This window comes from Thermosulfurimonas dismutans, from assembly GCF_001652585.1.
GTDB classification, from domain to species: Bacteria; Desulfobacterota; Thermodesulfobacteria; order Thermodesulfobacteriales; family Thermodesulfobacteriaceae; genus Thermosulfurimonas; species Thermosulfurimonas dismutans.
Genome location: NZ_LWLG01000001.1, coordinates 40,899 through 52,234 on the forward strand (window position 1 = coordinate 40,899; position 11,336 = coordinate 52,234).

The window sequence follows — 11,336 nt, forward strand, 5'->3', positions numbered from 1 at the left end:
GAGACCTGAGACTCTTTCTCAATAAGAGGGGTTTTAGGAATTTGACTTCCGATTTTGGCTGATTATTCCCGATTAGAGGAAGCTTTCTTTTCCCGTTTCTCGAGCCAGTCCCCAAGAGAAACTAGCTTGCGGGACCGGTCTTCGACTTCGGCCAGGGTTATGAGTTTCGGATTAAGGCGGGCATACTTCCGGGTGGTTCTCACGTCCGAATGCCCCATGTAAGCCCCGATCTCCTCATAGGAAAGTCCCTGTTTGAGCAGCTGATAGGCGAAAGAGTGCCTCACGCCCTCATAAAGACTAACTCCTTCAAGACCTATCTCCGCGCAAGCCTTCCTCCAGAGCTTTGAAAGCAGGGTCTCCCCGTAGTGGTCCGCCCTCGAATGCGAGAACACAAAAAGGGACCTTTTGCGCCGGGCAAGCTCTCTCAGGATCTCCTCTATCCCGGAGTGCATAGGCAAAACCTTCCATTTTCCCTCTTTGGGAAGCTCCACGAGCTTCCGGTAGCTAAAGGTCCGTTTGATGAGTATCTCTTTGGAGGAAAAGTTAACGCAATCCCACATCAAGGCCCTTGCCTCACCGGGACGACAACCGTAGGTCATCATGAACTGAAAGATGGGGCGGTGTTCTACCGGAATGCGCTTCAAGATCTCAAGCTGAACCTCAAGATCCAAGCCCGCCGGTATGCGTTCGGGGAGCTTTATCTCCGGAAACTGCGGCACCTTTTCCAAATCTTCCCGCCGGTGGGCGTAGTTCAGAAGCGCCTTTAACTCGGCCACGATGTTGTAAATCGTCTTGGGAGCTTTCCCTCTTTTCCGCAGATGATCCACGAATTCCTCGATGTGTTTCTTCCGAATGTCTCGAATGTCGTTTATCCCCAAAGACATGAAAAACCCCAAAACATGGGTCCTCAGGATTCTCTTGCGATCTTTCAAGGCACTGGGTTTAAGACCTTTTCTTTCGGAGTGCTCTATAAACCTTTCAATGTAGGTCGGGAGCAAAAATTCCTTCTGGTCCCGAAGGACATACCTTGAGGGATCAAAGGTGCGGTTTTCTATCTCAAAGGCGATGACCTGCTGGAGCTGTTTGGCCTGCTCGAAGCTACTCAAAGGGTTTCCCTGTTTGTCGGAATAGAGCCGGATGCGTCTTCCCTGCCAGGAAAGGTCTATGAAGTAGCGTCTCGGTGTGGTGAAGCACTTGGGGCAGATGAGACCCACCGGGGTTTCCTGAAAGTTCCTTTTGCACCGGGGGCACTTCTCTTTGGTACGAATGTGCACTCGGCCCCTCCGCAGCTCCCCGGACTCGAGGAACTTTTCCAGGATGATCAACCACGCGGCCCTTCTTCTGTCAAGAAGTTCCCCGCCCCCGATCAATCTCCGCCCCCAAATTTCCATTTCTTTCTTTTTTTGTGGCCATACGGCGTATGCTGGCTCTTTTTCAATTTTTTTGATCTTTCCTTTTTTCGGAGAAAAAACTTTAGGGGGAGGGGGAGATCTTCCTGGTCTGGAGGAACAGCCTAACCAAATTTTTTCTCGCCTCTTCTTTTCTTTAAAAGGACCAAAAGCACCTAAGCAGAGGTTCTTATCGTGAGAGGAGGCTTGAAGCCTTTTCTTAGGTGGGTGGGAGGCAAGAGGTGGCTTACCGCAAGGTATGGGGACATATTTCCCAGGGAGTTCAACCGCTACATCGAGCCCTTTCTCGGCTCCGGAGCGGTCTTCTTCTATCTTCTTCCCGAAAAGGCCATTCTCGGAGACATAAACGAAGATCTGATCCTTACCTATGAGGCGCTGCGGGAAGACTGGCGCCGTGTCTACGACCTTCTCAAGGTCCACCACGGAAGGCACTCGAGGGATTATTACATTCGGATTAGGAGAGAGCGGCCTGAAGGGCTCTTCGAACGGGCCGCATGGTTTCTTTACTTGAACAGTGCCTGTTTCAACGGGCTTTGTCGGTACAACCTGCGGGGCGAGTTCAACGCCCCCATCGGAAAGGAGATCAAACCTCTTCCGCCCCCGGAATTCTGGGAGGAGGTTTCCCGGGCCCTTCAAGCTGCGGATCTCCGCGTGAGCGATTTCGAGGCCTTGGTAGATCTAGCAGGTGAGGGTGACTTTCTCTTTATAGATCCTCCGTATGCGCTTCCCGAAAAAGGAGGGTTCAAGGACTATGTGCTCAAGGCCTTCGGCTGGGAGGATCAGGAGAGGCTCCTCAAGGCTCTATCGCGGGCGCTTGAGCGGGGAGCCGTGATCCTGGGAACGAATGTTTTTCACGAGGGGCTTGTTGAGATGTACCGGGAGGTTTTCGGGGAAAACCTGGCCCTAGTGGAGAGGGTAAGCTCTCTGGCTGCTAAAAGGGAAGGGCGAGGGAGGTATCGGGAGTTCATCTTCTGGGGGAACCTTGAGATCCCGGCTGAGCTGAGGCCCGGGGTACCTCTTGAGGATCTTCCTCGGAATTGCGTTTCGCTTTCGATCTCGGAGGGCGATTTTTCGAAGGACGGTCTTCAAAACACTTTTTCTGGGGCAGGGATAGGTTGGATGGCGACGGAGGTTGCTGTCTGGTGGCGGCCGTATGTCTCCGAAGTACGCCACCCTGCCGAAGGGTTGGTAGCCGTAATCGAACCCGTTTTTAAAAAATGGCTTCGAGTGAGGGACGGTCCTTTCGTAGAGGATCAAGGCTTTACCTGAGAAATGGCCCGACTCGGGAGCCTTCAAGTTGCAGTAATGTAGGCCTCTTTTTCTCAAAGGCCAGCCGAAAGAGGGATATTGCGAGAAAAATCGCCTGCCAGAGGCCTCTCTGGATCGGACCCTTTTCTTCTGCGGACTCCCTCAGCCCCTTCCCTACAGGGAAAGTGATCGAAAATGACGACCTCGGAAATAACGACCGTTCTACGAATTTTTGGCATGCTGAATTTTTTCGAAAATCGTTTTGCAGCTTGAGAAGGCGGCATTTTTCGACAACCGTTGGGCAATTTGGGATTTAGCCCCGCCGAAAACCTGCTGGCCACATCAGCAAAGGGAGAGCTTAGATTCGAGGTGGCAAAAGATCTCCTCTTTGGTGGGAAGGACCGGCTCCGCAAGGAAGAAAGATACTAATCATTACTGGATCTATATATTCTTCCCCGAGACCCCCCCTTTGAGGCCCTTCTGAGAGCTTCCCGCGTTCCGCCGGAAAGATCTTTTCCTCGGATCTTTCTTTAGGTGAGGACGCCGAAGGGGAGGACGAAAGAAAATGGATCTGGATCTGGATCTCGTGGCGATCTTGGTTGCGCTGGTTTCCCTGGCTCTCCTCCTTGTGCGTGGTTTCCGGGGATTCGGGCCCGCGGCATCCGCTCCCTCGGGGGTGCTCTTTTTCTTCTTTTTAGACAGGGGTGAAAACTCAAAAAGGAGGAGGAGGACCATGAGGAAGTGTCATTGCACGAAGCAAAAACTTATGAAGCTAAAGGAAGAGCTTCTTGCCAAACATCTCTACGGTCTCAAAGAGGAGCTTTTGGAGGAGCTAGAGAAAGGGTGCTTCAAAGGGGATGACGAAGTGGTGGAAAGAGCAAAATCCTTGGTGGCTAGTCTTGACGAATTTCGGCTTTTCTACCCCCAGCTTCAGCACCCGATCTTAGAAAACCTCTCCGATAAAAAGGTCTTTGAGCTTTTCGAGCACATGAAAAGGGAGCTTCCTTTAAGGGAAGAGGTGGTTAAGAGGATTTTGGTGCAGTTTCTTTTAAAGTTTTTGATGGGTTCTCGGTGTGCGCGGGCGCCTTTCCTGGTGGGACCTCCGGGGACGGGAAAGAGCCAGGCGGTCGAGGCGCTTCGGTATGCGCTTGATAGGATTGGAGTTTCGGCAAGCGTCATAAGGGTGGTCTGCACCTCGGGAAAGCTACCCGAGGAACAGATGGACATGAAACTTTTCGGGACCGAGGTTCACTATTCCAACGCCCATCCTTCGGAGATCTTGAAGCTTGTAGCGCAGAAGAAACACCGGGTGGTGATCGTCTTTCTGGATGAAGTGGACAAGGCCGGGGTAGAGATCGTGCCCATCCTGGTGAAACTGCTTGATCCAGCCCAACCTTTGGAGGACAACTTTGTTTCCGGGATGTTTCCTGGTCGCAGGCATGATATGAGGTACAAGGTTTTTGTGATGCTTGCGGGGAATAGGACCGGGGAGTTCGAAGGGCTACCGGAGCTTTGCGATCGGGTGGAGTTCATCGAGTTTCCGCCTTACAGCTCGGAGGAGAAGGTGAAGGTTCTCCTGAACCTTTCTTACAGGCACCTTTCGAATGTCTTGAAGAGGTATTCTGCTGAGACTGTCCGCAAGGTGGCCCGAAAGGTTTTGGCGGCGCATAAAAGTCTCGAAGTGACTTTTCGGTATCTGGTAAACCGGGTGGAGGTGGAGCTTCTTGAGAGACGGTATCGATTCTTGAGGGTCGGTGGTAAGAAGGTCCAGAGGCCCGCAGATAGGACCAGGATCGGGTTTTGCGTCTTCTAGAAGCAGGGAGACCGCTAAATGGACGGCCCCGGGGAGGGCCCGGTTAATCCGCCTTCCTTGGGGTTCCAAAGGTAAAGTGTGCTCTTTGATTGTCTGTTTTACGTTCGGATTAACAAAACAGGAGGGGATGAGAAGGGAACATAATTTTTGCTGTAAGCCGGACTGAGAGTTTTAGCTCCCTCTACTTCAACCTTCCCGTTTATCTGGTTGATCCTGATCTCATAGACCGGATCTATCCCCCGAAAGACGCAAATTTTTGGACCCAAGGTGTACCAGACATGTCCTCAGGGAAATTAGAACCGGATTTTAAAGGAAAAAATAGTGAAAAGAGAAGAAAAAAGCTAACCCAAAAAGAGCCGGATAAAAAAGAGTTAGACGACCTACTCTCCCGGAAAAGGGAGCTTGAGGAGAAGCTCCGGCGCATGCTAAATATGGAAGGAGTCCTCAGGTATGGGCTTTGCGTGCTTACAGAGTTGAGGGGAGAGATCAATCGTCGGTATTTAGGAGAGTTCGAATCCAGCGTAAGCGACCTCTTCTCCCGCATTACCCACGGAAATTACACTGGCGTAAGATTCGAGACCGAAAGCCTCTTTTTCGACGGCGACACTTTTAAAACCAGATGGCAAGCCATCCGTAAGGATGGAAGATCTTTTCCCATTAACGAGCTTTCGGACGGGACTTCTTCTCAGCTCCTTCTCTCCGCCCGATTGGCCCTGATTCGCCTCTTTTTCGACCGTAAGGCCTTTTTGCTGCTTGACGAACCCTTCGCCTATTTTGACCATGACCGCACCCAAAAGACCATGAACATATTGCATTCCCTTACCAAGGAGGGCTGGCAGGTAATCGTGATGAGTGCGAAGGGATAGAAAAAGGAGCTCGGGCGTTATGGGAACGAAAACTTTAGACGACATAAAACGCATTCTTCAAGAGCACAAATCAATATTAGCTAAAGAATTTCGGGTTAAAGAATTTAATCTTTTTAGTTCTTATGTGTGGGGAGAGGAAATCGTGGATAAGTGATATTGATATTTTAGTGGAATTTGAAAGGCTAATCGGCTTAAAGATTGTTGGCCTCAAAGATTATTTAGAACGCATTTTAGGAGTAAAGGTTGATGTAGTTTCTAAAAAGGCTGTTATCAGGAAACCCAGGTTTTCCGCCTTCACATCTTATCTCACTTTGGCTTGTCAAGAAAATTTAAGTTAGGTAGAAAAACCTTTTAAAGGAGGGAAAGAAATACTTGCAGGGTGGCTTAGGAAAAACCACGAATATCCCGAAATTGAGATGACCGAGGAGCGCGAAATCATTGGCGTCGTGAGTCAGAAGATCAAGAAGTATTGAAATTTCTATGGGACTAAACGAAGCCGATACCCGGGCTCGGCTAGTGGAACCGAAGCTAAAAGCTTCGGGTTGGACGGATCAAATTGTTACACGGGAATTCTATTATTCACGTGACCATCAATATACCCCTGGCAAAATCATTTTGGTAGGAGACCAGGTACGTCGCGGAAAGGGAAAACGGGTGGATTATCTCCTCCGTTACACTGACAGTTTCCCTATTGCGGTAGTGGAAGCCGAACCCGAGAATGAACCGCCGGAAAAGGGTCTCGAACAAGCAAAGGGATACGCGAAAGATCTGGGTTTAGCCTTTGCATACGGCACAAACGGCCATCGCATTCTCGAGTACGACTTTTTCACTCATTCCACTCGCGAAATAGATCGTTTCCCTACTCCTCAAGAATTATGGGAAAGGTGGAAACAAAATACTGGCCTTGAAGTTCCTCAACCTGGGCGCGTTGCTGAGGCTCCGGCGGTTTACGGCTTTGGAGAGCATACCACCAATCCTCTACTTTTCCCTTACTGTCCCGAATCACTGTGCGGCAAGCGTCCCCATTACTTTCAAGAACGGGCTATACGAGAGGTTATTCTTCGTCTTATGCGTGGTCAAAAGCGCGTGCTTCTTACAATGGCAACTGGTACAGGAAAGACTTTTGTCGCCTTTCAAATCGCTTGGAAACTAATCAAATCCGGTTGGTTAAAACAGCGTCATCCTGACCGTCCAGCACGAATTCTTTTTTTGGCGGATCGGGTAGTCCTCCGGAATCAAGCTTATAACGCTTTCTCTCCTTTTGCCGATGGCACCAGCGATCCCCGATACTTAATCGAAGGGCATCCTCCCAACCTAAACCGCGACCTCTATTTCGGTATTTACCAGACCCTTTGGAGTCCAGACGAGGAAGGACGACGTCTTTTTGAAAAGTTCCCTCCAGACTTTTTTGATCTGGTTATCATTGACGAATGCCATCGCTCCGGTTGGGGTACCTGGCGCGAGATCCTTGACCACTTTGGCCAGGCCATTCACTTGGGTATGACGGCCACGCCGAAACAGGACGATAATATAGACACCTATGCCTACTTCTGTGCCGAGGAGCAGGAGGTAGCCATAGATCCGGAACACCCGGAGAGAGGAAGGTGGCGCCCGCCGGCCTATCAATACAGTCTGGGACAAGGGATCGAGGACGGCTTCCTGGCCACCTATAAAGTGCACCGAGTGCGTACCACGGTGGACAAAACCGGCCTTCGGTTAGAGGATGCTCTCGAACAAGGAGCCGAAGTTTTTATCCCCGAAGATGTGGAACCCCGCGAAATCTACACCACCCCGCAGTTTGAACGGGAAATCACTCTCCCGGATCGTACCCGGGCCATGGTACAACATCTGGCTAAACTTCTCCGGCGGTTCGGCATCTGGGACAAAACTATGGTCTTCTGCGTGGACATGGATCATGCTCGTCTTGTGGCCAGGCTTCTTCAGGAAGAATTTGGTCCGGAAACAGGACTAGATAACTATGCGGTTCCCATTATTTCGGAAGAAGGGGAAGAGGCCAGACGCTGGTTAGAGGACTTCGCTCAATCCGAGAAGAAAGCCCCGGTGGTAGCTACCACCGCCGAACTGCTTTCCACCGGTGTGGATGTGCCTTCATGCAAGAACATCGTTTTCATGAAAACTATCTCTTCGCCGGTGCTCTTTAAACAGATCGTGGGCCGCGGCAGCCGCCTAGATCCTGCTACCGATAAATACTGGTTCCGTATCATTGACTTTACCGGCGCCACTCGGCTCTTCGACGAGTGGGATCGGCCGGCCGGGACGCCTCCGGAAGTTCCTCGAGGTCCCTTTACCGCAATCATCAGAGGAACAGTCTTTCATGCCCAAACTGGCGATCGCATCGTGGGTGCTTCGGTTAGTGTCCGTACCGGTCCCAATATGCAGCAGGGTCCCATCCGAACGGATGAAAATGGCGCCTTTGTCTTCGAAGGTCTTCCGGCAGGGACGGTTACCTTGATCGTTAACGCTCCGGGATTTATACGACGGGAACTGCGCGTTGAGACCTTGGCCGATGAAATCCTTACCATTGAAGTACCCTTGAAACCCGAGCGGAAAGGAAGAGGAAAAATTCGGGTCGAGGGCCTGGAAGTAGACATCGCTGATGAGGCGATTTTTATCATCGAAGCCACGGGACAGCAGCTTTCTTTGCAGGAATATCGGAATTATACAGCTAGAAAGGTTTTGCAGGCGGCCCCCACACGCCAGACTTTGCGAGAAATTTGGATAAATCGCGAAAAGCGTCGAGCTTTCCTTGAAGATCTTCGTCGCTCAAGCATTTATCCTGAAGTCCTTGCAGAGGCGCTTGGGTTTTCTGAGGTTGATACTTATGATCTCTTAGCCCATATCGCTTTCGCTTCCCCTATTCGCACCCGGAGTGAACGTGCCACGGCCTTCTGCAATCGGGAACAGGCGTTCCTTAAGCGCTATGCCGAAAAGGCGCGGCAGGTCATACTGGAACTTTTGGAGAAATACCGCGTTGGAGGTATTGACCAGCTTGAGCCGGAAATCTTCAATGTTTCTCCCTTTCGGGAATGGGGCGGGGCCTTTCGAATCAGCAAATGGTTTGGCGGCGTAGAAGGGCTGGGAGACACACTACAAGAGATGCGCGAACGTCTTTATCCTGAATCGGAGGTGAAGCCTTGAAGAGTCCGCAAACTCGCGAAACCCTGGCCAACGAGATCTGGCGAGCCTGCGATATTCTCCGCCGAGATGATAACTGCACCGGTATCATGGAATATGTGGAGCACCTGGCCTGGCTCCTCTTCCTCCGTTTTCTAGATGCTCAGGAAGAAGAATGGGAAACTCAGGCCCGCCTGTCCGGTCGTCCTTATAGGCCTATCATCGAGCCGCCTTACCGCTGGCGAGATTGGGCTACCAAAGACTGGCCTGCTGACGAGCTTCTCGCTTTTGTTCACGGGAAGTTGATTCCCTACCTACAAAATCTGGGTGGAGATACTCTGCGTGAGACCATCCGCGGTGTCTTTTCCGAGCGCAACGTTATCGTTTGCGCCTCGGGTTACAACCTTAAGGATGTGCTCGAGATTATCAATGGTATAGACTTTCACAGCCAGGACGATATCTTTATCGTTTCTCAGGTCTATGAGGAACTGCTCCGGCGCCTCGGTAATGAAAACCGGATGGCCGGCGAGTTTTATACCCCTCGTCCGGTAGTGCGCTTCATCGTGGAAGTAGTAGATCCAAAAATCGGAGAAACCGTCTATGACCCTGCCTGCGGCACCTGCGGGTTTCTGATTCAGGCCTACCTTCACATGAAAAAACAGGAGCAAACCCTTGAAGATCACCGTCTCCTGCAAGAGCAGACTTTTTACGGTCAGGAGAAAAAGCCCATTCCGGCCCTTCTGGGCCTGATGAATATGGTGCTCCACGGTGTCTCTGCACCGCGTATCTACCGTCGTAACACTCTTGAGGAAAACATCCGGCAGGTGACCGAACGTTTCGACATTATTATGACTAATCCGCCCTTCGGCGGCATTGAAGGGCGGCATATTCGACAAAACTTTCCGGTATCCTCTAGCGCTACGGAACTCCTCTTTCTTCAGCACATCATGGCGAAACTCAAGCCCCGGGACGGTGCCCGTTGTGGTATGGTAGTGCCCGAAGGGACCCTCTTCCGCAGTGGGGCCTTCGCCGAGGTCAAGCGGGATCTTCTGGAACGGTTCAACCTGCATACCATCGTAAGTCTTCCGCCCGGTACTTTTGCGCCTTATTCCGATGTGAAAACCGCCCTCATTTTCTTTGAACGCCCGGGCCCCACAAAAGAGATCTGGTATTACGAATTACCGTTACCTGAGGGACTTAAGAAGTTCAGCAAAGGAAGCCCTATACAGGACGAACACTTTAACGAAGTGCGCGGGTTATGGAAGGCTTGGGATGCCTACCGTAAAGGGCAAGGGCCTCGCGAGGCCTGTCTTTCCGAGCATTCTTGGATTGTCCCGGCAGAAGAGATCAAAGCGCGGGGTTATGACCTTTCTCCTCGCAATCCCAACCAGCGGGAAGAAAGTCAGTTACCTTCTCCATCCGAGATAACCGCAAGCCTCCTTGAAAAAGAGAAAGCTATTCTGGGTATAATTGAAGAGATTAAAGATTTATTGAATAACTCCAAATAACCAGGGGGAAAATTATGAGACGTTTTAAATTTTTAGCCGTTATCTGGAAAGAGGAAGCGGGTTACGTCTCTTATTGTCCTGAATTAGAAGTTTCTTCCTGTGGCGATTCCCCGGAAGAAGCTCTGCATAATCTTAAGGAAGCAGTGGAGTTGTATTTAGAAAATGCTAAAGAGCTTGGGATGCTTGAAGATGTGGAAAGGGTAGCTCAAACATCAGAAAAATTTACTTCTTCTCTGGAAATTGAATTACAATGAAGCTTCCTATTCTTTCTTCGTCCGAAGTCGAAAGAGTTCTGTGTCGGGCCGGCTTTGAACCTGCTCCCAAAAGAGGTAAGGGTAGTCACAAGGCTTTTATTAAACAGACAAAAGACAGAAAATTTTTAGTAATAGTTCCTCAAAAGAGAATTATTCCCAGGGGAACGCTTCTTGCAATTATTAAGCAAGCCGGTCTTACCAAAGAAGAATTTATGCGTCTTTTGAGAGAATAAATCGTGTTCGAATTATGAGATCTTTAGATTATAAAACACTCGAAGCACTCGCTGAACTCATTTGCGGAGATAACGGTCCTTGGTATAGAAAAGGTTGGGAAATACCTATCTTTTTCAGGAATGCAGGCTTATCTTGTCCTGAACATGACGGTTCTACTCGAAAATGGTGGACATTAGCAAGACTTCAAGAATACAATCAAGATCCATCTAATATAGCTAAGATTATAAAACGCCTTGCTGATCCTCGCGAATATCAAGGAAATGCTGAGGTAGTCAATGAAGTAATAAGACATTTGAATAAACTACTGGCCGTTGAGGGACTAAAAGTAAAGTTGAAGGGAATTCAACCAGTAATAGAAGAAATAACGCCTACTGTGGTGAACAAGGATATCGAAACTAGAGAAGCTTTTCCGAAGCCAGATTTTGCAAAAATCATTGAAGAACCAATTTTAATGAAAATTATAGAACAACGATGGGAAGAAGTTATTAAGTGCATAGATGGTGAAGCTTATTTAGCCGCTATTATTATGATGGGAAGTATTTTAGAAGGTGTGCTTTTAGCAATTATCCATAGGTTTCCAGAAAAAGCTAACCGGTCTCCGGCTGCTCCCAAAAATAGAGACGGCAAAGTAAAAAGATTCTGGGAATGGAATTTAAGCGAAATGATTGATGTGGCTCATCAAGTTGGATGGCTTCAAGGAGATGTTAAGAAATTCGCGCATATTCTCAGAGACTATAGAAATTTAGTTCATCCTTGGCACCAAATGAATACAAAGGAACAACCAGACGAAGACACTTGTAAAATAGCGTGGCAGGTTGTTCAAGCAGCTATTAATGATTTGATCAGATTAGTAAAATGATTAAAGGACC

Annotated in this window: 10 protein-coding genes; 9 read left to right on the plus strand and 1 reads right to left on the minus strand. The window is 49.5% G+C overall.

All coding sequences use genetic code 11. The annotated features are described in order from the left end of the window. Positions 1-62: 62 nt before the first annotated feature. Complete coding sequence (locus TDIS_RS00220; RefSeq protein WP_084270863.1) at positions 63-1,391, minus strand: tyrosine-type recombinase/integrase; 1,329 nt, start codon at positions 1,389-1,391, stop codon at positions 63-65. Positions 1,392-1,595: 204 nt separating this feature from the next. On the opposite strand from TDIS_RS00220, the gene TDIS_RS00230 reads away from it, so the two are divergent. The 9 genes from TDIS_RS00230 (at position 1,596) to TDIS_RS00270 (ending at position 11,326) form a co-directional block, all read left to right on the plus strand. Beyond that, positions 1,596-2,678, plus strand: a complete 1,083-nt coding sequence (locus TDIS_RS00230; protein WP_161939442.1) for a DNA adenine methylase — start codon at positions 1,596-1,598, stop codon at positions 2,676-2,678. Positions 2,679-3,390: 712 nt separating this feature from the next. After that, positions 3,391-4,470, plus strand: a complete 1,080-nt coding sequence (locus TDIS_RS00235; protein WP_161939443.1) for an AAA family ATPase — start codon at positions 3,391-3,393, stop codon at positions 4,468-4,470. Positions 4,471-4,892: 422 nt separating this feature from the next. After that, a complete protein-coding gene (locus TDIS_RS00240; protein WP_161939444.1) occupies positions 4,893-5,336 on the plus strand; it encodes an ATP-binding protein in 444 nt (147 codons plus the stop codon). Positions 5,337-5,458: 122 nt separating this feature from the next. Next, positions 5,459-5,674, plus strand: coding sequence for a nucleotidyltransferase family protein (locus tag TDIS_RS11510; protein ID WP_425263974.1), 216 nt, complete (start codon positions 5,459-5,461; stop codon positions 5,672-5,674). A 142-nt stretch (positions 5,675-5,816) separates the two neighbouring features. Then, positions 5,817-8,495, plus strand: coding sequence for an EcoAI/FtnUII family type I restriction enzme subunit R (hsdR, locus tag TDIS_RS00250; protein WP_068668114.1), 2,679 nt, complete (start codon positions 5,817-5,819; stop codon positions 8,493-8,495). Further along, positions 8,492-9,979 (plus strand): type I restriction-modification system subunit M, encoded by a 1,488-nt coding sequence (locus TDIS_RS00255; RefSeq protein ID WP_068668116.1) that lies wholly within the window; start codon positions 8,492-8,494, stop codon positions 9,977-9,979. The genes hsdR and TDIS_RS00255 overlap by 4 nt, the downstream gene beginning before the upstream one ends. A 14-nt stretch (positions 9,980-9,993) precedes the next feature. Then, on the plus strand, positions 9,994-10,233 hold the full coding sequence (locus TDIS_RS00260) for a type II toxin-antitoxin system HicB family antitoxin (RefSeq protein ID WP_068668119.1): 240 nt from the start codon (positions 9,994-9,996) through the stop codon (positions 10,231-10,233). Beyond that, positions 10,230-10,466 carry a type II toxin-antitoxin system HicA family toxin gene (locus tag TDIS_RS11515; RefSeq protein ID WP_068668121.1) on the plus strand — a complete coding sequence of 79 codons (237 nt, stop codon included), beginning with the start codon at positions 10,230-10,232 and terminating at the stop codon, positions 10,464-10,466. The genes TDIS_RS00260 and TDIS_RS11515 overlap by 4 nt, the downstream gene beginning before the upstream one ends. A 14-nt stretch (positions 10,467-10,480) precedes the next feature. Then, positions 10,481-11,326 carry a hypothetical protein gene (locus TDIS_RS00270; RefSeq protein ID WP_068668123.1) on the plus strand — a complete coding sequence of 282 codons (846 nt, stop codon included), beginning with the start codon at positions 10,481-10,483 and terminating at the stop codon, positions 11,324-11,326. Positions 11,327-11,336: the final 10 nt, after the last annotated feature.

Bases quoted from the DNA above. Each gene is read 5' to 3' on its own strand.
- TDIS_RS00220 (WP_084270863.1), bottom strand. From the start codon at position 1,391: ATGGAAATTTGGGGGCGGAGATTGATCGGGGGCGGGGAACTTCTTGAC.
- TDIS_RS00235 (WP_161939443.1), top strand. From the start codon at position 3,391: ATGAGGAAGTGTCATTGCACGAAGCAAAAACTTATGAAGCTAAAGGAA.
- TDIS_RS00240 (WP_161939444.1), top strand. From the start codon at position 4,893: ATGCTAAATATGGAAGGAGTCCTCAGGTATGGGCTTTGCGTGCTTACA.
- TDIS_RS11510 (WP_425263974.1), top strand. From the start codon at position 5,459: ATGTGTGGGGAGAGGAAATCGTGGATAAGTGATATTGATATTTTAGTG.
- hsdR (WP_068668114.1), top strand. From the start codon at position 5,817: ATGGGACTAAACGAAGCCGATACCCGGGCTCGGCTAGTGGAACCGAAG.
- TDIS_RS00260 (WP_068668119.1), top strand. From the start codon at position 9,994: ATGAGACGTTTTAAATTTTTAGCCGTTATCTGGAAAGAGGAAGCGGGT.
- TDIS_RS11515 (WP_068668121.1), top strand. From the start codon at position 10,230: ATGAAGCTTCCTATTCTTTCTTCGTCCGAAGTCGAAAGAGTTCTGTGT.
- TDIS_RS00270 (WP_068668123.1), top strand. From the start codon at position 10,481: ATGAGATCTTTAGATTATAAAACACTCGAAGCACTCGCTGAACTCATT.